Below are 23,145 nucleotides of genomic sequence, written 5' to 3'. Positions count from 1 at the left end.
CTCATATCGGTGTCTCCTGCCGCACCCAGCCGTTGGCGTCCAGCAGGCGGCGCACACCTGCCACGGAGGCCGGTTCCACGAGCAGCTCGACCAGACCGCTGGGTTGGTCGAGCGAGTGCTCGATCCGTACGTCCTCAATGTTGACTCCCGCCTCGCTCACCGCGGAGAACAATCGCGCGAGCGCCCCGGGCTGGTCCGGAACGGCCACCGGGACCGCGACGTACTCGGCGGGTTGCGAGCGCTGTTTGTGCGGTACGCGGGCCCGTCCCCGGTTGCCGCGGCGCAGCATCTCCTCCAGTTCGCCGGCGGCCTGTCGGCGCACCTCGTCGTCCGCACTGCGCTGGGCGCGCAGAATGGCGATCAGGCGGTCCAGGTCCAGCGCGTATGCCTCCAGGACCTCGGCCACCGCGTCGGCGTTCGCCTCCAGGATGTCCCCCCAGAGCCGGGGTTCACCCGCGGCGATGCGGGTGACATCACGCAGCCCTTGGCCCGAGACCCGGATGTGCTCGCTCTCGGCGTCCTCCAGGCGGGCCGCCATCATCGAGGAGATCAGGTGGGGGGCGTGCGAGGTCAGGGCGACAGCGCGGTCGTGCGCAGCGGTGTCCATGATGACCGGGACGCCACCGCACAACGACACCAGTTCCAGACCGCGGTTGAGTGCCGACCGGTCGGTGCGCGACGAGGGCGTCAGGACCCACGGACGACCCTCGAACAGGTCGGAGCGGGCGGCCAGCGGCCCCGAGCGCTCACCGCCGGCCAGCGGGTGGCCGCCGATGTAGCTGGACGGATCGCCGCCCGCCGCGGCAACTTCCTCGTGCGGCCGTGATTTGACGCTGGCGACGTCGGTGTAGACGTGCGCCAGACTCTCGGACTGGCAGCGGGCGAGCACGGCGCCGATGTGCGCGGGCGGTACCGCGAGGACGGCGAGGTCCACGGGGGCGGAGGGCGGCCGGAGGGTGCCTGCGCCCAGCGCCTCGGCGGTCCGGGCCGCGGTCGTGTCCGTGTCGTCCAGGTGGACCATGACGCCGCGCCGGCTCAGCGCCAGGGCGATGGATGTCCCTATGAGACCGGTCCCGACGACTGCCGCGGTCCTCACGCGGTACCTCCCGGTACGGACGGGGGGCCGGCCGGTCGTGCGGTCTCCTCCCGGACGAAGTCCGCGAGCCGTGCGATGCCCTCCTCGATCTCCTTGTGGCTGAGGTAGCTGAAGGACAGCCGCATCGCCCGTTCCCCGCCGCCGTCCGGATGGAAGTAGGACATCGGCGTCCAGATGACGCCGTGGCCCTGGGCGGAGCGCAGCAGCGCGGCGTTGTCCGCGACGAAGGGGACCTCGACCGAGAGGAAGAAGCCGCCGCGGGGTTCGTTCCAGCTGATGCCCGCCGTGCGGCGCAGGTCCTCCGGGAAGTGCCGCTCCAGCTGTTCCAGCGTCACCCGCAGGGCCTCGCCGTAGTGCTCGGCGGCCGCCGAGTTGACGTCGCTGAGGCGGCCGTCGGCGGCCAGCAGCGCGCCCGCGACGGCCGCCTGGCTCAGCGCCGGGGTGTTCACCGTGACCATGCTCTTGATCTTCGCGAGCTCGTCGGCGAGGAGACTGTGCGCCCCCGAGGCGTCGAGCACCTGCTGGTCGGCCACGACGAATCCGATGCGGGCGCTGGGGAAGACCGACTTGGAGTACGAACCGATGTGCACCACACGGCGGCCGCGGTCCAGCGACTTCAGGGTGGGCTGCTGTGTGCCGGGGCTGACCACCCGGTAGGGGCTGTCCTCGATGATGAGCAGGTCGTGCCGCGCCGCCACCTCCAGCAGGTCCGCACGGGCCTGTCGGGAGATGGTGCTGCCCGAGGGGTTCGCGTGGTCCGGCACCAGGTAGAAGGCCCGGGGCCGTCGTCCAGCGGCCTTCTCTGCCCGGACAGCGGCCTCGAGGTCCGTCGGGTCGATGCCGGCGTCCCGTTCCTCGACGGTGCGTATGCGCAGGTCGAGCAGCCGGGCGGCACCGGTGATGCCTACGTAGCAGGGGCTGGCGACCAGCAGGACGTCCCGCGGGCCGGCGAATAGGGCGCGCAGCGTGAGCAGCATGCCCTCCTGGGCGCCCACCGTCACCACGATCGACTCGGGCGGGACGTCGACGCCCTCGTCGACGCGCAGCGATTCGGCGATGAGTTCGCGGATGATGCCGGCCGTCGGACCGTACTGGTACATGGCGGTCCGGACGGTGTCGGCCGAGGCCCCGTCGGCCGTCAGCTGGTCGAGGTAGCGGCGGACGTGACCGAAGATCTCCTCGGTGTCGAAGAGGCCCTCATACGGTCGGCCGGGGGCGAACGAGACGGCGTCGGGGAACCGGCTCGTGATCTCGTTCAGGAAGTTCATGGTGTCCAGCACGGGGTCGGACACACTGCCATGCAGTTCCTCTTTGCGCAGGGCGCCCCCCGGCACGGGCGGCAGGACGCCCGTGGCGACCGCCGGGGTCAGGAGAGGGGCGCCGGCGTCGGCGACGGTGGTGGTCCCCGTCAGCGTCATGGCCTCCGCAAGCTCGTCGACGACCGTCTGCAGCACGTGCGCCGCGCCCTCCTGCCCGGCCACGGCCAGGCCGTGCAGCACTGGGCGGCCCAGGAGCACGGCGTCGGCTCCCAGTGCGAGCGCCGCGAGGACGTCGGTGCCCCGGCGGACCCCGCCGTCCAGGAGCAATGCGCAGCGGCCGTTCACCGCGGCGTGGACCTCTGCGAGGACGTCGAGCGTGGCGAGGCAGCCGTCCAGTTGGCGGCCGCCGTGGTTGGAAACCACGATGCCGTCGACGCCCGCGGCGATCGCACGGGTGGCGTCCTCGGCCGTCATGATTCCCTTGACCAGGACGGGAAGCCGGCTGACCGACCGCAGCCAGTCCACCACCGACCAGTCGAGGCGGGGATCCAGTTCCGTCCGGCTGTGCTGTGACGGTGAGGAGTAGTCGGAGTCCGCCGGGAGATTGGCGGGAGCGATGTGGGGCGGCAGCCGGAAGTCGTTGCGCAGGTCGCGCAGCCGACGGCCCAGGCGCGGGGTGTCGACCGTCAGAACCAGCGCCTCGAAGCCCGCGTGCTCCGCGTCCTCGATGAGCTGCCGTGTCGTGTCGCGGTCACGGAAACAGTAGACCTGCAGCCAGAGGGGGGCGGAGCCGGCCTGCGCGATCTCCTTGAAGGTCTGCCCTGCGAACGTGCTCACGACGAAGGGGAGCCCGGCGGCACCCGCGGCGCGGGCGGTGGCGGTCTCGCCGTCGGGGTGGACCAGTGTGTGGTAGGCAATGGGCGCCACGGCCAGCGGCGCCGCCCACCTTCGCCCCAGGACGGTGGTGGACAGATCGGACTCACCCGCACCGGTCAGGACGCGGGTGCGCAGGCGCACTCCGTCGAATGCCCGCAGGTTGGCGGCGAGCGTGCGCTCCTGCCCGGCGCCGCCCTCGATGAAGTCCCACACCGCGGGGTCGACGCGGTCGCGTGCCCGCACGGCGTACTCGTCGAGCGACAGCGGCCGCGGCGAGCCGTCGGGGAAGCCGGGGCCGGTCACGAGGTGGCCGTCCGGGCGCGCTCCACGGCTTCGTAGAGGGCGCGGATGTTGGAGCTTCCGAAGCCCTGGGCGCCGTGTCGCTGGATGAGCTCGAAGAAGAGCGTGCGCCGCTCGAAGGGAGAGCGGGTGAAGAGCTGCAGAAGGTAGCCCCACTCGTCGCGGTCGGCCAGCACATGGGTCTTGCGCAGGTCGGCGATCGTCTCGTCGAGACCCGAGATCCGTTCCGCGAGTGCGTCGTAGTACGTCTCGGGGGTCTGCAGGAACTCGACGCCGCGGGCGCCGAAGTCCAGGACGGCCGGCACGATCTCGTCGACGAGGAAGGCGAGGTGCTGTACGCCCGCGCCGCCGTTGCGGTGGAGGAACTCGTCGATCTGACCCGGCTTCTTCGTGGGGTCGGGCTCGATGATGGTGAAGGTGATCCCTGCGGAGGGGCTGCGCACCACGATGGAGTCCATGGCCTGCTCGCCGACGGCGACGTATTCGGTGTAGTACTGCTCGAAGCCGAAGCCGTCGATGTAGTAGCGGACCACATCGTGCAGCGTTCCCGCTTCGAGACAGACCGCGATGTGGTCGAGGCGCTGGAGTTCGGGTGCCTCATCGCCCTGGTTGACGGGCTCGGGGTCCACCAGCCAGTCACGTCCGGCGGGGAGTCCGCCGGCCTCACCTGCGGAGCGCTGGACGAGGGTGTGGCGGACACCCCCGAATCCCGAGACCACCGGGATACCGGAGCCACCGGCCGTCAGATCGCGGGCGCCGGCGGCGAGTGCGCCGTCCCTGGCTGCGCCGGGGTCCTCGCAGGCGAAGGCGATATCGGCTATGCCGTCACCGTGCGCGGAAAGGAATTCTTCCGTCCCGGGCCCTGACGTGATCACGAGCTGGACGTTGTTCTGGCGGAGCAGCGTCGAGTCCAGGTCACCGGCGCGGGATCGCGCCTTCCGGTGAAAACCGAATCTGGACACGAAATAGTCCGTGGTCTTCTGCCGGTCGCTGGTGTAGATCTCGATGTACTCGACGTCATGCGCGGTCACGTTGTTCCCCATCCGACGGTTGTCTGGCCGGCTGTCGCTTCACCCTCCGGACGCGAAAGGGTGGGCCGGGTCGGCTCGTATGTACGACTCGTGAAATTCGATGTGGCTTGGCCGGTGCCGGGCGTCTGCGCGACGACCTGCTCCGGGGTGGTGCCGGACCGCGCCGGGTGGAGCGCCGTCATGTGGTCGGGCAGCCGGGACCACACGTCGGGCGTGTAGAAGTGGCCGCCGGGCAGCCATGCCGCTTCGACGCCGGTCGTGCCGAGTCGGCGCCACCTGTCCGGGACGCCCGCGTCCGCGTCGTCGTCCTTGCCGAGCAGGACCTGGATCGGCACGCCGATCCGTTCGCCGGAGCGGTACCTGTAGGTGTCCATGACGCGCATGTCGGCCCGGAGGATCTCCACGGCGATCTGCAGGATCTCGGGGTCCTCCTGCACTCCCGCCGGCAATTGGCCGTTCGTACGCATCCAGGCGACGAGCTGCTCGTCGCTGTCGTGGACGGTGGGCGGCGACTTCGCCGACTCCTGCCGGCGCGTCGGGGCGTCCGCCGCGGAGACGACCAGCGCCCGCGGCGGCGCGATGCCTTCGCACTCCGCCCGGCGCGCAAGGTCGAAGGCGACCCAGGCCCCCATGCTGTGCCCGAACAGCACGTAAGGACGCCAGGCGATGTCCCGGACCGCGGCCAGGGCGTCGGAGAGAAGCTCGTCCCAGTCGCGGGCGAAGGGGGTGGTGAAGCGTCCCTCCCGCCCCGGATAGCAGTAGAGAACCAACTCGACGTCCTCCGGCAGGCAGTGTGTCCAGGACCGGAAGGACGTCGTGCCGCCACCGCAGAAACTCATGCACAGCAGCGTCCGTGTGGCGCGTGGACGCGGCAGCGGTCGGATCAGAGACCTTGGCACCGGAGCTCCCTGCGGAGGTGGGGGATGGCGCAAGCGAATGTACCTTCCGCGGATAAGCGTCGCCGTGCTGCGGCAAGAATTCTTCGATATCACGGACGGTCTTGGTGCCAGGGTGACGGCGGACGGTGCGACAGTTCATCCGGAGAGGCGGAAAAAGCTGCGCCGAATTAACCCCTCCGGTGAGGAGGTGGAGATTATGGGGACGTCTGGCCCGTCGTGGCAATGGTTTATTCAATTCTCTTCATTCAAATCTCCCAAGTGTTTCCGCCGGTCACCGTCGGCGGCCGGAGGCGTCTTCGTCAGGAAGGTGTGGGTGTGGGCGTCGTCGGTCGACCGGCCCCGCCACCCCGTGTCGTGACGCTACGGTCACGCAAAGTAGCGGGATCCGGTTCCACAACTGAATTTTCGATACGGGCTGTTGGGCGGCGCTCCCCTTGCAAAAGATGGTGGTCCGATAGCCGAACAAGCGGGTGACCGCTGGAGCGGAGCGGCCCGAATCCACCGCGGTCTGTCGGTTTGTGACCAGCGGACACTGATATCGAGAGGCCCTGCTGTGGAGACCATCCGCGTCGAAGAGCTGAGCAAGTCGTATGCGAAGACCCAAGCGCTGTCCGAGGTGAGCTTCACCGCCCGGGCCGGCACCGTGCTCGGGCTGCTGGGCCCGAACGGATCGGGCAAGACGACGACGGTGCGCATCCTTTCAACCCTGATGCGCCCGGATTCCGGGCGCGCCTGGATCGACGGTCACGATGTCGTGGCGCAGCCGCACCACGTGCGCTCGGTGATCGGCCTCACCGGACAGTACGCCGCGGTGGACGACGAACTGTCCGGGCAGCAGAATCTGGAGCTGATCGCCCGGCTGCTGGGATCGTCCCGCACGGCGGCGCGCGCCCGGGCGACGGAACTGATCGAGAGGTTTCGTCTGGAAGGGGCGGCCCGCCGCCTTGCCAAGACCTACTCCGGCGGCATGCGCCGCCGGCTCGACGTGGCCGCCAGTCTGGTGGGCGGCCCCCGGGTGCTGTTCCTGGACGAGCCGACGACCGGCCTCGACCCGCGCAGCCGCAACGAGGTCTGGACGCTGGTGCGCGAACTGGTCGGGGACGGGGTGACGGTCCTGCTCACCACGCAGTACCTGGAAGAGGCCGACCACCTGGCGAACGACCTGGTGGTGCTGGACCAGGGCCGCGTGGTGGCCACGGGCACCCCCATCGGACTGAAGGCCCGTGTCGGCGGGCTCGCCCTGCAGGTCCGGGTCGAGGACCCGGATCGCTGCGCGCAGGCCGCCGAGTACGTCACCGCCGCAACGGGTGTGGAGGCGACCGTCGACCAGGACACGGGCCTGATCGGCGCTCCGGTCGGAGACGTCAAGGCGTTGCGCCGGCTGGCCGAGCAACTGGAGACCGCCGACATCCCGTTCGTCGAACTGGGGCTGCGGCAGGCCACCCTCGACGAGGTCTTCTTCGCCCTGACCGGCCGCAACGCGCAGTCCGCCGGCCCGGACCCGGTATCGGCTGGGACCACCGAAAGGAACCCCCGATGAGCAGCACCGAGCACAGCGCCCCGGCTGTGCCGCACCCGAACGCGGCCCGCGGCACACTCCTGAGCCAGACGTTGATCCTGGCCGGCCGTAACCTCACCAAGTTGCGCACCTCACCACAGATCGTGGTGTTCAGCGTCCTGCAACCCATCATCATGATGATGCTCTTCATGGTCCTCTTCGCCGGCGCCGTCTCCGGAAGCCAGGCGAAGTACCTGCAATTCCTGCTGCCCGGAATGCTCGCGCAGAACGCCGCTTTCATGGTCACCACAGTGGGTCAGGCCATCAACAGCGACATGGAGAAGGGCATCTTCGACCGGTTCCGGAGCCTGCCCATCGCCAGGCCGGCGCCGCTGGTGGCGCACATCCTCGGTGACATGCCGCGTCAGGCGGCCGCCACGGTCGTCATCCTCCTCTTCGGTGTCTGCGTGGGATTCCGGGTCCACACCGACCCGCTCTCCGTCGGTCTGGCCGTGCTCCTGGTTCTCCTGGTGTCGTTCGCCTTCTCGTGGATCGCCCTGACGATCGGCCTGGTCGCGGACAAGCCCGAGTCGGTCAACATGCTCGTGATGATCCTGCTGTTCCCCATGGCGTTCGGCAGCAACACCATGGTCGCCACCGACACCCTTCCGGGGTGGCTCCAGGCATGGGCCAAGATCAACCCGGTCACGCACCTGACCGATGCCGTCAGGGCGCTGCTCACGGGCCCGGCGTCCGATGCCGGCTCGGCGGTGGGCGCCACGTTGCTCGCGTGCGGCGTGGTGTTCGCGGTGTTCGTCCCCCTGGCCATCCGCGCGTACTCGCGCCGACTGTAAGTGCCGCCGTCGGCCCCGGACCTGGTGAATGCCCAGGCTCCGCGGGCGCCGTCCGGTTTCCGATCTGGATCACCCACCATCTTGTCCACTGCAGAAGGGGACGTTGACGTGCTTAGCGAGACCTCGGTGCGCACCGCGAGCGAAGGCGAAGGAGCGGTCGGCCGTATGGGACGGGAACTGCCGCTGACCGCTGCGCAACTGGGCATCTGGCACGCACAGCAGCTCGACCCCTCGAGCACCGCCTACCAGGGCGGTGAGTACCTGGAGATCGCCGGTCCGGTCGACGCCCCGCGCCTGGAACGAGCGGTCCGGCAGACGCTGCAGGAGGCCGAGACCCTGCGGGTGCGCGTCGTGGACGGCCCGGACGGACCGCGGCAGGTCATCGAGCCCGTGGGCGACTGGACCCTGCCCGTCGTCGACCTGCGCCAGGAGCGCGACCCGCGCGCCGCGGCCGAACGGGCCATGTGGCGTCGGCTGCGGACCCCCGTCGACCCGACGGCGGACCCGCTCTTCGGCTGCGTGCTCTTCGCCGTGGCCGACGACCGTTTCCTGTGGTTCCAGCACGTGCACCACCTGGTGGCGGACGGGTTCACGGTCGCCGCCGTCGCCCGCCGGGTCGCGGAACTCTACACAACGGACGGCGCGGACGACCGCGCGAGCGAGGTGTTCCCGTCCTTCGCCGAACTGATCGAGCTGGACGGGGCGTACCAGGAGTCGGACCAGCGCGAGGCGGACCGGCAGTTCTGGGCGCGCGAGCTCGCGGACGCTCCCACGCCGGCGTCGCTGAGCGGTCTGCCGGCCGTCCCGCCCCGGGAGAAGGTCCGCCGGAGCGCGACGCTCGGCGCCGGCGAGCTGGAACGGCTCCGGGAGACCGGCCGGGAGGCCACGGTTCCGTGGGCCGTCGTCGTCTTCACCGCTGTGGCCCTCTACCAGCAGCGCATCACCGGGAGCGACGAGGTCACCCTCGGCATCCCGGTGACCGGCCGCGTGGGCCGGATCGCCAACCGGACGCCCGGCATGATGTCCAACGTGCTGCCCCTGAGGCTCGCGCTGCCCCCCGCCATGACCACCGGCGAGGCCCTGCGCCACGTGGGTGGCCGGCTGCGCGAGGTGATGCGTCACCAGCGGTACCGCTACGAGGACCTGCGCCGCGACCACGGCGACCACGGCACGTACAACCCGCTGGTCGGCCCGCAGGTCAACATCATGGCGTACGGCAGCGACATCCGGTTCGGCGACCACGCCGTCACCGTCCACAACCTGTCCATCGGTCCGACCGAGGACCTTTCGGTGATCGTGCAGACCCGCGCCGATGGCACGGAGCTGCGCATGGACGTCGACGGCCACGCCGACCGGTACCGGCCCGCGGAGATCGCCGCTCATCAGCAGCGGCTGTGCCATCTGCTGGAGCGTTTTGCCTCCGTGGGCCCCGACGTTCCCCTCGGCAGGCTCGACGTCACCACCCCCGGCGAGCGCGCCCTGCCGCCGCTCCCTGCCGCGTCCGCAGCCGTGCCGGCGCCGTCGGCCGCGCCCCTGGGAGAGCTGTTCGCCCGGCAGGCCGGGCGGACGCCGCACGCCCCGGCACTGACGTACGCCGGAACGACGCTGACGTACGACGAGGTGAACGCCCGCGCCAACCGGCTCGCCCATCTGCTGATGTGTCAGGGCGTGGGCCCCCGGACCTATGTGGCACTGTCGATGCCGCGCTCCTCGGACCTCGTCGTCGCACTGCTGGCCGTGCTGAAGACGGGTGCCGCCTATGTGCCCATGGACCCCGCGGCTCCGGCCGACCGGCGGGCGTTCATGCTCGCAGACTCCCGGCCGGCGCTCCTGCTGACCGTCTCCGGCGCCGAGGAGGCGGAGGGCGAGGAGCTCGGGGCCTCCGTGCCCCGCCTGGTCCTCGACGCCCCCGAGGTCCGCGCCGCCCTCGACGGCGCTCCGTCGGCCGATCCGGTGGTCCCGGAGCTGACGACCGACAGCCCCGCGTATGTGATCTACACCTCCGGCTCGACCGGGGTCCCGAAGGGCGTCGTCGTCAGCCACCGCAATGTCGTGCGGCTGTTCACGGCGGCTGCCGAGCACTTCGCCTTCGGGCCGGAGGACGTGTGGACCATGTTCCACTCGTACGCCTTCGACTTCTCTGTGTGGGAGATCTGGGGCCCCCTGCTGCACGGCGGTCGCCTCGTGGTCGTGCCCTTCGACGTGTCGCGCTCGCCCGAGGACTTCCTCGCGCTGCTGGCCGCCGAACAGGTGACGGTGCTGAACCAGACGCCCTCGGCCTTCTACCAGCTCGTGCAGGCCGACAGGGAGCAGCCCGAACGGCCGCTGGCCCTGCGCTATGTGGTCTTCGGCGGTGAGGCCCTGGACCCGGGCCGGCTGGCCGCCTGGTACGACCACCGCGACGATGACGCGCCGGCGCTGGTCAACATGTACGGAATCACCGAGACCACGGTCCACGTCACCCACCTGCGGCTCGACCGCGACACTGCGGCCCGCTCCCGCGGCAGCGTCATCGGCGACCCGCTCGGCGACCTGCGGCTGGCGGTGCTGGACCAGGCTCTGCGCCCGGTCCCCGACGAGGTCGTGGGTGAGCTCTATGTGTCCGGCGCCGGCCTGGCCCAGGGGTACCTGGGCCGTCCGGCGCTGACCGCGAGCCGTTTCGTCGCCGCGCCCTTCGGCGCGCCGGGCGAGCGCATGTACCGCACCGGTGACCTGGCCCGGCGGCACGCCGACGGTTCGCTCGAATACGTAGGCCGGGCCGACGACCAGGTGAAGATCCGAGGGTTCCGCATCGAACCGGGGGAGATCGCCGCCGTGCTCGGCGATGCCCCGGGCATCGCCCAGGCCACCGTGGTGACCCGCTCGGACGCGCCCGGTCAGACCGTCCTCGTGGCCTACGTGGTGCCGGAGGCCGGGGAGCCGTTCGACGCCGGGGCGCTGCGTGGTCACGCCGCCGCCGCGCTGCCCGACTACATGGTCCCGGCCGCCTTCGTGGCCCTGCCCGCGCTTCCGCTCACCGTGAACGGCAAGATCGACCGCAAGGCGCTGCCCGCCCCCGATCTGTCGGCCGGAGCCTCCGGACGGTCTCCGCGCACACCTGAGGAGACGTTGCTCTGCGGCATCGTCGCCGAGCTCCTGAACCTTCCGCGGGTCGGCGTCGACGACGACTTCTTCTCCCTCGGTGGCGACAGCATCGTCTCCATCCAGCTGGTCGGCGCGGCCAGGCGGGCCGGGCTGCGCTTCACCACCCGGGATGTCTTCGAACGCCGCACTGTGGAGGCGCTGGTCGCGACAGCCGTCCGGGAGACGGGCCTGACCGGTCCGGACGAGGCCGACACGGGAGAGCTGCCGGCCACTCCGGTGATGCACTGGCTCCAGGAGCGGGGCGGCCGGATCGACGAGTACCACCAGGCCATGACCGTCACCACCCCGGCCGGCGCCACCGCCGCCGAGCTGACGGCCGTCCTGCAGGCGCTGCTCGACGGGCACGACGCCCTGCGCGCCCGTCTGCTGGAGTCCCAAGGCCGGCCATGGCGCCTGGAGATCGCCCCCCGGGGCGCGGTGCGGGCGGCCGACTGCCTGAGTCACGTCATCCTCCCGGAGCTCGCGGACGACGCCGCACCGGTCGACGGTTCCGCGGCGCGCGAGCGCATCGAGCACGAGTCGCTGGCCGCGGTGCGGCGTCTGGCCCCGCGCGAGGGAGTCATGCTGCAGGCCGTGTGGTTCGACGCCGGTTCGCACCGGCCGGGCCGCATGCTGCTGGCCGTGCATCACCTGGTGGTCGACGGAGTCTCGTGGCGCATCCTGCTGCCCGACCTGGCGGCGGCCTGGCAGGCCCTGCGCGAGGGCCGCGCACCCCGCACGGCTCCTGTCGGAACTTCTCTGCGCCAGTGGTCCGGCCTCCTTGCCGCACAGGCCGCCGACGGCGCCCGGGCGGACGAGTCAGCGCACTGGCGCGACGTGCTGCGCACCGACGACCCGCTGCTGGGCTCGCGCCCCCTGGACACCGGACGCGACCTGGCCGGCAGTCGTGAGGAGCTGACCCTCACCCTGCCCGGCGACATCGCCGCCGCCACACTGACTTCGGTACCTGCGGCCTTCCACACCGGTGTCCGGGACGTCCTGCTGGCGGCCTTCGCGGCCGCCGTCGTCGAGTGGCGGCGCGAGCAGGGCCTGGATGCGCCGTCCGCCGTCCTGCTCGACCTGGAAGGTCACGGCCGCGAGCCGCTCGGCGACGGGGTGGACCTGACCCGCACCGTCGGCTGGCTGACGACGCTCTTCCCGGCCCGGCTCGACCTCGGCGCCCTGGACTTCGCCGAGCTCACCGCGGGCGGCCCGGCCGCCGGACAGGCGCTGCTGAGCGTCAAGGAGCAGCTGCGGGCCATCCCCGGTGCCGGAATCGGATACGGCATCCTGCGCCACCTGGACCGGACGCACGGTCTCCTGGAGGACGACGCCGCACGCGCCCCGCAGATCCTGTTCAACTACCTCGGCCGGTTCGGGTCCTCCGATGTCGTCCGGGAATGGGCCCCGGTGCCCGGCCCGGACGGGTTCACCGGAGCCCTGGACCCGGCGATGCCGGTCAGCCATGCGCTCGAGGTCAACGTGCTGGCCCACGATCTGGCCGCGGGACCCGAGCTGACCGCGGTGCTGTCCTGGCCGAAGGAGGTGCTGACCGAAGCCGAGGCGGCCGCGCTCGTACGGCACTGGCGCGCGGCGCTGGAAGGTTTCGCCGCCCACGCGAACCGGTCCGACAGCGGAAGCATCACGCCCGCCGACGTTCCCCTGGTGACGGTGGACCAGGCGCAGCTGGACGCGCTGGCCGCCGACACCGGCCCGCTGGCCGACGTGCTGCCGCTGGCCCCGCTGCAGCAGGGCCTGCTCTTCCACGCCGAGTACGACAGGCAGCAGCCGGACACCTACACCGTGGAGTTCCGGTTCGAGCTGGAGGGCACGGTCGAGCCGGCGCGGCTACGCCGTGCCGTGGAGAACGTGCTGCGCCGCCACCCCCAGCTGCGGGCCGGTTTCCGGCACGACGGGCCGGGGGCGCCGGTCCAGTTCGTGCCGCGCGCGTTCACGATGCCCTGGCAGGAGCTCGACCTGTCGGGCCTGGACGAGCAGGCGCGCACGGCGGAGCTGGAGCGGGTCCTCGCCGGGCTGCCGCGCTTCACCCCCGAACGCCCACCGCTGTTCCGGTTCGTTCTGGCGCGGACCGGGCAGGACCGCCACAGCCTCGTCTTCATCCACCACCACCTCCTTCTGGACGGCTGGTCCGTGCCGCTGCTGCTGCGCGAGATCCTCAGCGGCTACGCGGCGGACGCGGCCGCGCTGCCGCCCGCCGCCGACTACCACGGCTACCTCGCATGGCTTCGCGACCAGGACCAGGGGGCGGCCGAGGCGGCCTGGCGGACGGCGCTCGCGGGGCTGACCGGCCCGACCCGGCTCGCCGCACCGGACGCCCAGCCGGACGGTGGCGCCGTTGCCGAGGTCACCGTGGACCTCGGCGCACCGCTCACCGCCGCGCTCGAACGCGCCGGCCGTCGGTACGGACTCACCCTCGGCACCCTGATGCAGGGTGCCTGGAGCATCCTGCTGGGCAGTCTGACCGGTGCTCAGGACGTGGTCTTCGGCGGCACGGTCGCGGGCCGTCCCGCGGAGGTCGACGGCATCGAGTCGATGGTGGGTCTGTTCATCAACACCCTCCCCGTCCGGGCCAGGTTCAGCAGCGGGGAAGCAGTCCGCGACATGCTCGGCCGCCTGCAGCACGAGCAGGCCGGACTGACCGGACACCAGCACCTTCCGCTGTCCCGGATACAGCGTCTGGGCGGCGTCGGTGAACTGTTCGACACCCTGCTGGTGATCGAGAACTACCCCTTCCCGCCCGAGTCCCTGACGGCCGCCGGCGACGGACCGCGCGTCGCCGGCATCACCGGCCGCGACGACACGCATTACCCCCTGAGCATCGCCGTCATGACGGGCGAGTCGCTGCGCCTGCGGCTGGGGCACCGCACGGACGTGCTTCCGGCCGGCCGGGCGGAGTCGATCGGGGCCGCTCTGCGCCACATTCTTGAGCAGTTCGCCGACGACCTGGAACAGCCGGTCGGCCGTGTGGCGCTGCTGGACACCGACACGAACGGCACGGTGCTGGGCTGGGGCCTGGGCGCGCCGGCGCCCTCCGCCGGGGACACCGTCGTCCAGCTGCTGGAGGAACACGCTGCGCGCACCCCGGACCGTACGGCACTGGTCGGCGCCGGGGACACGCTCTCCTACGCGGAGCTCAATGCACGGGCCAACCGCCTCGCCCGACTGCTGATCAGCCGTGGCGTCGGTCCCGAGCGCATGACCGGGCTGCTCCTGCCCCGTGGGGTCGACACCGTCGTCGCGATGTTCGCGGTGCTGAAGGCGGGCGGGGCCTACGTGCCCATCGACCCCGGCCTGCCCGCCGAGCGGATCCGCTTCGCCATCGACGACACCCGACCCGTCACCGTCCTGACCACCGGTGACCTGGCCGCCTCGCTCGTCCCTTCGCAGGACGACGCGCCCCGGCTGCTCCTCGACGAGGCGGCCACCGTCGCGGCACTCGCCGAGCTGCCCGCCCACGACCTGGTCAGCGGCGAGCTGGCCGGCCCGGTTCATCCGGAGAACCTCGCCTACCTCATCCACACCTCCGGCTCCACCGGTGTGCCGAAGGGCGTCGGTGTCGAGCACCGCAACCTGATGAACCTCTTCGCCGCTCACCGGCTCGACCTCTTCGAGCCCGCTGCGGCGGCTGCGGGAGGACGCCGCCTGCGGGCCGCCATGACCGCCTCCCTGTCGTTCGACACCTCTTTCGACGGGGTGCTGTGGCTGCTCGCCGGTCATGAACTGCACATCATCGACGACGAGGTGCGACGCGACCCCGACGCTCTCGTGTCCTACGTCGCCGAGCGCGGCGTCGACTTCCTCGACATCACCCCGTCCTACTGCGCACAGCTGCTCGGGGCCGGGCTGCTCGACGACCCGGACAAGGCTCCGGCGGTGCTCATGCTCGGCGGCGAGGCTCTGGGCCCGGACCTGTGGGACCGCCTCCGTGAGGCCCCCACGACCACCAGCTACAACTTCTACGGCCCGACCGAGGGCACCATCGACGCCCTGTTCGCCCCGCTGCGCGGCGCGCAGCAGCCCGTGATCGGGCGGCCGCTGCGCAACGTACGCGCCTATGCGCTCGACGGCGCGCTGCGGCCGGTGCCGCCGGGCGCACCCGGAGAGCTGTATCTGGCCGGGGCACAGATCGCCCGGGGCTATGCGGGCCGGCCCGCGCCGACCGCCGAGCGGTTCGTCGCCGACCCGTTCCGTGCGGGCCGGCGGATGTACCGCACCGGCGACATCGTGCGCTGGACCGAGCAGGGCCAGCTCGAGTTCCTGGGCCGCGCCGACGAGCAGGTGAAGATCCGCGGCCACCGCATCGAGCTCGGCGAGATCGAGAAGACGCTCTCCGCGCACCCCTCGGTGGCCCGCTCCGCCGTCGTGGCCCGCACGGACACGCCCGGAGTGACGCGCCTGGTGGCCTATGCCATCGCCGCGTCCGAGCCGTGCGACCCTGCGGAGCTGCGCGCTCACCTCGCCCGCTCGCTGCCCGAGTACATGGTCCCCGCCGCGGTGGTCCTGATCGGGGAGCTGCCGCTCACCGTGAACGGCAAGCTCGACGTGGCGGCCCTGCCGGCGCCCGACTTCGCCGCCACGGTGACCTCGCGCGCACCGGAGACCCCGGCCGAGCACGCCCTGGCCGCGCTGTTCCGGGAAGTGCTGTCATTGCCCTCGGTGGGCGCCGACGACGACTTCTTCGCGCTCGGCGGCGACAGCATCATCTCCATCCAGCTCGTGAGCCGTGCCCGGCGGGCAGGGCTGGCGATCAGCCCGAGGGACGTGTTCACACGGCGCACCGTGGCAGCGCTCGCCGCCGGTGCGATGTCCGTCGCCGCGGAGCCCGCGGACGCCGGCCAGGTGCTCTCCCCCCTCGGTGAAGTGCCGCTGACTCCGATCGTGCACGCCCAACGCGAGATCGGGGGCCCCGTCGACGGGTTCCACCAGGCATTCGTGGTCACGGTGCCCGCCGCCGCCACGCAGGACCGACTGGCACAAGCTCTGCAGACGGTCGTCGACCACCACGACGCCCTGAGGCTGCGGCTGGAAGCGGACCCGGAGGCCTGGCGGCTGCACGTGTCCGAGCCCGGTCGCGTACGCGCCGGTGATCTGCTGTCCCGGACGCCGGTAGACCTCACCGGAGGCGAGGCGGACGAGGACGCCTTCGAGGCCGCGCTGCGCGAGGCCCTTCCCCAGGCGCAGGCTCGCCTGAAGCCGTCGGCGGGTACGGTGCTCGACGCCGTGTGGTTCGATGCGGGCGACGACCGTCCCGGACGGCTGCTGCTGACGGGCCATCACCTGGCGGTCGACGGTGTCTCCTGGCGGATCCTGCTGGAAGACCTGCAACTCGCCTGGGAGGCTCACGCCGACGGGCGGACGCCGCAGCTTCCGCCGGTGGCCACCTCATTGCGCTCCTGGGCCACCCAGCTGACCGAGCTGGCCGGCACCCCCCGGATGGAGCAGGAGCTCCCGGTGTGGACGGCGCTGCTGGGCTCGGGCGAGCCGCCCGTGGCGGGCCGCGCCCTCGATCCGGCACGGGATGTGGCATCCACCGTCCGTACCCTCAGCGTGACGGTGCCGCCCGAGCGGACCGCCCCGCTGCTCACCACGCTGCCTGCCGCCTTCTCCACCGGCGTGGGCGAGATACTGCTGGCCGGCTTCGCCGTCGCCGTCGCCGACTGGCGCCGCCGCAGGGGAGAGCCGGCGGACGGTCCGCTGGTGGACGTGGAGAGCCACGGCAGGCACGGCCTGATCGACAGCGCGGACCTGTCCCGCACGGTCGGTTGGTTCACCGAGCAGCACCCCGTCCGGCTGGATCCCGGCCCGTTGGACTGGGCGGACGTCCACGCCGGCGGCCCGTCCGTCGGCGAGGCGGTCAAGCGGATCAAGGAGCAGATCAAGGCGGTGCCCGGGGACGGTGCCGGCTACGGTCTGCTGCGCCACCTCAACCCGCGGACCGCACCGGCCATGGCTGCCCTGCCGTCCGCCGAGTGGGGCTTCAACTACCTGGGACGTTTCGCCGCCGGTCAGCCGGCGCAGGACTGGGCCCCGGCCGGCACGGCCGGCCTGCTGAGCGGGGCCGACCCGGCCATGCCGCTTGAGCACGCCGTCGAGCTGGCACTGGTCACCGAGGACCGCCCGGAGGGTCCGACCCTGGTGGCGACCTTGGTGTGGGCGGGCGAACTGCTCCCCGAGGACGAGGCGGAGAGGTTCGCCGAGGCGTGGCTGCGGTCCGTCGACGCGCTCGCCGCCTACGCCGCCGGGCCCCGGATCGGTGGCCGGACCCCCTCCGACTTCCCGCTCGTGTCGCTGTCCCTGCACGAGCTGGAGCTGCTGGAGTCCGCCCAGCCCGCTCTCACCGATGTCCTGCCGCTCGCCCCGTTGCAGCAGGGCCTGATGTTCCAGAGCATGCTGAGCGAGGGACAGGTCGACCTCTACACCTCGCTGCTCACCCTGGACGTGCGTGGACCCCTGGACGTGCCGCGCCTGCGCGCCGCGTGGGACGAGCTCATACGCCGCCATCCCCTTCTGCGCACGGAGTTCCGTCAGGAAGGGCTGCGGGACACCGTCGCCGTCGTGGTGGACACCGTGCGGCTGCCGTGGGCGGAGGCCGACCTGTCCGGGCTGGCACCGGACGAGCAGGAGGCCGAGCTGCGGCGGCTGACGGACCAGGAGCGCAGCCACCGCTTCGATCTCAGCAGCGCGCCGCTGCTCAGGTTCACGGTCGTGTCCCTGGGTGCCGACCACCGACGGCTCCTGTTCACCAACCACCACATGCTGGTGGACGGGTGGTCGATGCCGATGCTCTTCGCCGAGCTCTTCCGGCTGTACGACGGCGACACCGTGACCCCCGGGTCCCCCTCCACCTACCGGGACTACCTGGAGTGGCTCGGCCGGCAGGACCGGGAAGGCGCGGAGCTGGCCTGGAGGCGTGAGCTGTCCGGTCTGGAGGACGCCACCCTGCTGGCACCGGCGGGACGTTCGCGGACCGTCGCGGTCCCGACGCACCTGACGACGTGGCTGTCCGAGGAGACGACGGCCGCGCTGTCGGCCACCGCGCGCCAGTACGGCCTCACCCTCAACACGGTGGTGCAATCGGCGCTCGCGGTGCTGATCGCCCGGCTCACCGGGCGGACGGACGTCGTGTTCGGCACGACCGTCTCCGGGCGGCCGGCCGAGCTGCCCGGTGTGGAGGACATGCTCGGCATGTTCATCAACACCATCCCGGTGCGCGCGGCAGTCCTGCCGGAGCAGACCCTCGCCGAGATGGCGAAGCTCCTGCAGGAGCGGCAGGCGGGGTTGCTCGACCACCACCACCTGGGCCTGGCCGACATCCAGCGTGTCGCAGGCCGGCGCGAGCTGTTCGACACCGTCATCTCGTTCCAGAACTTCCCCCTGCAGCAGGCGCTGCCCGACCTGAGCACGGTCGGCCTCGAGGTGACCTCCGCCGAGAGCACCGACGCCAGCCACTACCCGTTCGTCTTCCATGCGTTCCCCGGGGACCGCATGGAACTGCGCATCACCTACCAGCCCGGTCTGCTCGACCGGGCGGCCGCCCGGTCCATGCTCGACCGGCTGGCCCTGGCAGTCTCCGCCTTCGCCGACCGGCCCGGGGACCGGGTCGGCAGGCTCGCCCTGCTCACCCGGAGCGAACACGACGACCTGCTCCGCACGGGTTCCGGTGCGACGGAGCCGGTGGCGGACGGCCACCTCGCCGAGCTCTTCGAGAGGGTGGTCGCCGGAGCACCGCAGGACTGTGCGGTGCGATGGGAGGGCCAGGAGCTCAGCTACGACGAGCTGAACCGGCGAGCGAACCGGCTCGCCCGTCGTCTGGTCGCCCTGGGAGTGGGACCGGAGCGTTTCGTGGCGGTGGCACTTCCCCGGTCCGTCGAGTGGATCGTGGCGGTGCTGGCGGTGGCAAAGGCCGGCGGTGCGTACCTGCCCGTCGACACCGAATACCCGCAGGACCGCATCGCGTTCATGCTCACCGATGCCCGGCCCGTGCTCGTCATCACCTCGCACGAGGTCGAGGGCGCCCTGCCTGCCGTCGACGCCCTCCCGAGCCTGTGCGTGGACGACCCCACGGTTCTCGACGCGCTCGCCGCGGCGTCCGATGAGGACCTCCGCGGCACCGACCGCGACGGGACACCGGTCACTGCCAACGCCGCGTACACGATCTACACCTCCGGTTCGACCGGCCGGCCCAAGGGCGTCGTCGTCACGCACGCCGCACTGGCCGGTCTGGCCGCTCTGCACAGAAGCAAGCTCGGTGCAGGGCCGGGCAGCCGTGTCCTGCAGTTCGCCTCGCCGAGCTTCGACGCCTCCGTCTGGGAGATCTGCATGGGTCTTCTGACCGGAGCCACGCTCGTCCTGGCCCCCAAGCACCGGCTGCTGCCCGGTCCTGCGCTCGCGGAGCTGATCGCCGAGCACGAGGTCACCCATGCCACCATCCCGCCGACTCCGCTCGGGGCGATCGGTGACGAGGAGCTGCCGACCCTGCGGACGCTCGTGGTGGCTGGCGAGGCCACCGGTGCGGAGCTGGTGGGCCGATGGGCTCCCGGCCGCACCATGATCAACGCCTATGGGCCGACCGAGACCACGGTCTGCGCCACCATCAGCGGCCCGCTCGTGGCCGGTCGGCCCTCCATCGGCAGCCCGATCCCGCACACCCGCGTGCTGGTCCTCGACGCCACGCTGTCCCCGGCCCCGGTGGGTGTCACCGGTGAGGTGTACATCAGCGGCACACCGCTGGCCCGCGGCTACCGCAATCGCCCGGACCTCACCGCTGACCGGTTCGTCGCCGATCCCTTCGGGCCGCCCGGGGCGCGCATGTACCGCACCGGCGACCTGGCGCGCTGGCGCGCCGACGGTGAACTGGACTTCCTCGGCCGTGCCGACGACCAGGTCAAGCTGCGCGGCTTCCGGATTGAACCCGCGGAGATCGAGGCCGTGCTGGCCCGGGCGGCGGGCATCGCCGAAGCGGTGGTGACCGTCCGCGAGGACCAGCCGGGTGAACCCCGGCTGGTCGCCCACCTCCTGGCCGAGGAGGGAGCGACTCCCGACGTGGCCACGATCGGCGCCGTGGCCGCCGCGGCCCTGCCCGACTACATGGTGCCGCAGGCGTTCGTCGTCCTCGATGCGTGGCCGATGACGCCCAACGGCAAGCTGGACCGGGCGGCCCTGCCGGCGCCCCAGGCCCCGACAGGGGGCGGGCGCGTCGCCAGGACGGTGCACGAGCAGGTGCTGAGCACGCTCTTCTGCGACGTGCTCGGTCTGCCGGCCGTGGGCGTCGACGACGACTTCTTCCAGCTGGGCGGGCACTCGCTGCTGGCCAGCCGGCTCGCCAGCCGCATCCGGACGACGTTCGGCGCGGAACTGCCGGTGCGTGTGCTGTTCGACAACCCGACGGTCGCCGGTGTGGCCGAGTGGTTCGATCAGGCGGCACCCGGGCGGCCCGCGCTGCGTCCGATGGACCGCCCGGATCGCCTGCCCCTGTCCCACGCGCAGCGGCGGCTGTGGTTCATCGACCGGTACGAGGGCAGCAGCGCGACCTACAACATGCCCATCGCCATGCGGCTGTCCGGGCCGCTGGACGCCGGCGCGCTGCGCTCGGCAGTGGCCGACGTCGTGGCGCGGCACGAAGCGCTGCGCACGGTCTTCCCCGACGAAGCGGGCGTTCCCTGGCAGCGGATCCTCGACCCCGCCCAGGTCCGCATCGACCTGCCGGTCACCACGGTGCCCCCGGAGCAGGTCGCGGCGGCGATGACCGAGGTCGCCCGCCGCCTGTTCGACCTGGAAGTCGAACCGCCCTTGCGCGTCGAGCTGCTGCGCCTGGACGCCGAGACGCATGTGCTGCTCATCGTGCTCCACCACATCGCCGGCGACGGCTGGTCGATGGGGCCCCTGTGCAAGGACATCAGCACCGCCTACGCGGCACGGCTGCACGGTGAGGAGCCGCAGTGGGAGCCGCTGCCGGTCCAGTACGGCGACTACAGCCAGTGGCAGCACGAGCTGCTGGACGAGCAGGCCGGCCCGGACAGTGTCTTCGGCCGTCAGCTCGCGTTCTGGACGCAGGCACTGGAGGGCGTCCCGGACCACCTGGTGCTGCCCACCGACCGTTCCCGGCCCGCAATGCCCAGCTACCACGGTGACGACGTCGTCTTCCACGTGGACGAGCAGACGCACGCCGGGCTGACGGAACTCGCCCGCGGATGCGGCGTGACCGTGTTCATGGTCCTTCAGGCCGGACTCGCGGCGCTGCTGACCCGGATGGGCGCCGGCGACGACATCCCCCTGGGCAGCCCCATCGCCGGCCGCACCGACGAATCCGTCGAGGAGATGGTCGGGTTCTTCGTCAACACGCTGGTGCTGCGCAACGACACCTCGGGCAACCCCAGCTTCCGGGAGCTGCTGGACCGGGTGCGCCAGACCGACCTGGCCGCCTACTCGCACCAGGACATGCCCTTCGAGCGGCTGGTGGATGCCATCAAGCCGGAGCGCGACCCCTCCCGCCACCCCCTCTTCCAGGTCGCGTTCGGTCTGCAGAACGACGCCACTCCCGTCGTGGACCTGCCCGAGGTGCGGGGCGAGGAGGAGTTCGTGGGCATGAAGGTGGCCCGCTTCGACCTCATGTTCGGCTTCACCGAGACGCACGACGCGTCGGGTCTCCCGGCAGGCATGAACGGCTCCGTGGAGTACGCCACCGACCTGTACGACCGGCCGACGGTCGAAGGGTTCGTCCAGCGCCTCAAGAAGCTCCTGGCCAGTGCGGTGCAGAACCCGGACCAGCGTCTCGACACGCTTGAGATCATGGACGAGGCCGAACGCCGGCGCATGGTGGTCGACTGGAACGACACCGGGCGCCCGGCTCCCGAAGGCACCTTGGTCAGCCGTATCGAGGCGCAGGTGGCCCGGACACCGGAAGCCGACGCGCTGCTCGGCAACGGCCGGACGCTGGACTATGCGACGCTCAACCAGGAGGCGAACCGGCTCGCCCGACTGCTCGTCGACCGGGGAGTCGGACCGGAGAAGCTGGTGGCGATCGCGCTGCCGCCGTCGATCGAACAGGTCGTCGCGGTCCTCGCGGTGCTCAAGGCGGGCGCCGGCTACCTGCCGCTGGACCCGCGTCACCCCGCCGACCGCGTCGGCTTCATGCTCGACGACGCGGACCCCGCGCTGGTGCTCTGCACCGCGCCGGGCGCCGGACAGCTGCCGGCGGACGACCTCCGCCCGCGGCTGTGGCTCGACGCGCCCGACACGCTCGCGGCACTGGCCGAGCGGCCAGGCCACGACCTCGGCGACGCGGAACGGACCCGGCCGCTGCGCCAGGCCAACGTCGCCTACGTCATCTACACCTCGGGATCCACCGGACGGCCCAAGGGCGTGGTGATCAACCATGCCTCCGTCCTCCAGTACCTGGACTGGGCCCTGGACACCTACCCGGCGCTCAGCGGTGTCGCACTGCTGCACTCGCCGATCTCCTTCGACCTGACCGTCACGGCGCTGTTCGGTCCGCTGCTGTCCGGCGGCTGCCTGCACGTGGCCGGGATGGAGGAGGACCGGCAGACTGCCGAGGCGCTGGCGGCCACTCCGCTGTCGTTCCTCAAGGCGACGCCGACCCACCTGAGGCTGCTCGACGCCCTGCCGCCGGAGTTCTCCCCCTCCACCGACCTGGTGATCGGGGGCGAGGCACTGACCGACTCCGCACTCGCGGACTGGCGTGCCCGGCACCCGCAGGCCACCGTGCACAACGAGTACGGCCCGACGGAGACGACGGTCGGCTGCAGCGTCTACCGGATCGGTCCGGGTGACGACCTTCGGCCGGGGGTGGTGACGCTGGGCGGTCCCGCATGGAACACGCGGATGTACGTGCTCGACGCCCACCTCCAGCCGGTCCCCGTCGGAGTCCCCGGCGAGCTGTACATCGCCGGCGGTCTGCTGGCTCGTGGCTACCTCAACCGTGCGCCCCTGACGGCGGAGCGCTTCGTCGCCGATCCCTTCGGCGCCCCGGGCGAGCGGATGTACCGCACCGGTGACGTGGTCCGCTGGCTCGCCGACGGAAACCAGGAGTTCGTCGGCCGCGTCGACGATCAGGTCAAGGTACGCGGCTACCGGATCGAGACGGGTGAGATCGAGGGACAACTGCGACAGCACCCCGAGGTCGACGAAGTCGTCGTGATGGTGCGTGAGGACCGTCCCGGTGACCCGCA

7 protein-coding genes are annotated in these 23,145 nt (G+C 71.7%); 3 read left to right on the top strand and 4 right to left on the bottom strand.

All coding sequences use genetic code 11. The annotated features are described in order from the left end of the window. Nucleotide 1: 1 nt before the first annotated feature. The 4 genes from LE181_RS21150 to LE181_RS21135 are packed head-to-tail and all read right to left on the bottom strand — an operon-like array spanning nt 2 to nt 5,461. A complete protein-coding gene (locus LE181_RS21150) occupies nt 2–1,096 on the bottom strand; it encodes a prephenate dehydrogenase (RefSeq protein ID WP_225662892.1) in 1,095 nt (364 codons plus the stop codon). Next, complete coding sequence (locus tag LE181_RS32755) at nt 1,093–3,534, bottom strand: aminotransferase class I/II-fold pyridoxal phosphate-dependent enzyme (RefSeq protein ID WP_225662891.1); 2,442 nt, start codon at nt 3,532–3,534, stop codon at nt 1,093–1,095. The genes LE181_RS21150 and LE181_RS32755 overlap by 4 nt, the downstream gene beginning before the upstream one ends. Next, on the bottom strand, nt 3,531–4,562 hold the full coding sequence (hppD, locus tag LE181_RS21140; protein WP_308103178.1) for a 4-hydroxyphenylpyruvate dioxygenase: 1,032 nt from the start codon (nt 4,560–4,562) through the stop codon (nt 3,531–3,533). Before hppD ends, LE181_RS32755 begins: the two co-directional genes overlap by 4 nt. After that, nucleotides 4,559–5,461, bottom strand: a complete 903-nt coding sequence (locus tag LE181_RS21135) for a thioesterase II family protein (protein WP_308103177.1) — start codon at nt 5,459–5,461, stop codon at nt 4,559–4,561. Before LE181_RS21135 ends, hppD begins: the two co-directional genes overlap by 4 nt. 553 nt (nt 5,462–6,014) lie before the next feature. Here LE181_RS21135 and LE181_RS21130 point away from each other — a divergent pair. The 3 genes from LE181_RS21130 to LE181_RS21120 all read left to right on the top strand — a co-directional run. Beyond that, nucleotides 6,015–7,001, top strand: a complete 987-nt coding sequence (locus LE181_RS21130) for an ATP-binding cassette domain-containing protein (protein ID WP_225662888.1) — start codon at nt 6,015–6,017, stop codon at nt 6,999–7,001. Then, on the top strand, nt 6,998–7,813 hold the full coding sequence (locus LE181_RS21125; RefSeq protein WP_225662887.1) for an ABC transporter permease: 816 nt from the start codon (nt 6,998–7,000) through the stop codon (nt 7,811–7,813). Before LE181_RS21130 ends, LE181_RS21125 begins: the two co-directional genes overlap by 4 nt. Before the next feature lie 165 nt (nt 7,814–7,978). Beyond that, on the top strand, nt 7,979–23,145 hold a 15,167-nt coding region (locus LE181_RS21120), incomplete at its 3' end, for a non-ribosomal peptide synthetase (protein ID WP_225662886.1).

It is taken from the genome of Streptomyces sichuanensis, from assembly GCF_020328095.1.
Classification (GTDB): domain Bacteria; phylum Actinomycetota; class Actinomycetes; order Streptomycetales; family Streptomycetaceae; genus Streptomyces; species Streptomyces cinnamoneus.
Note: the sequence above shows the minus strand (reverse complement) of the source record. Positions and strands in the feature narration are given on the sequence as shown.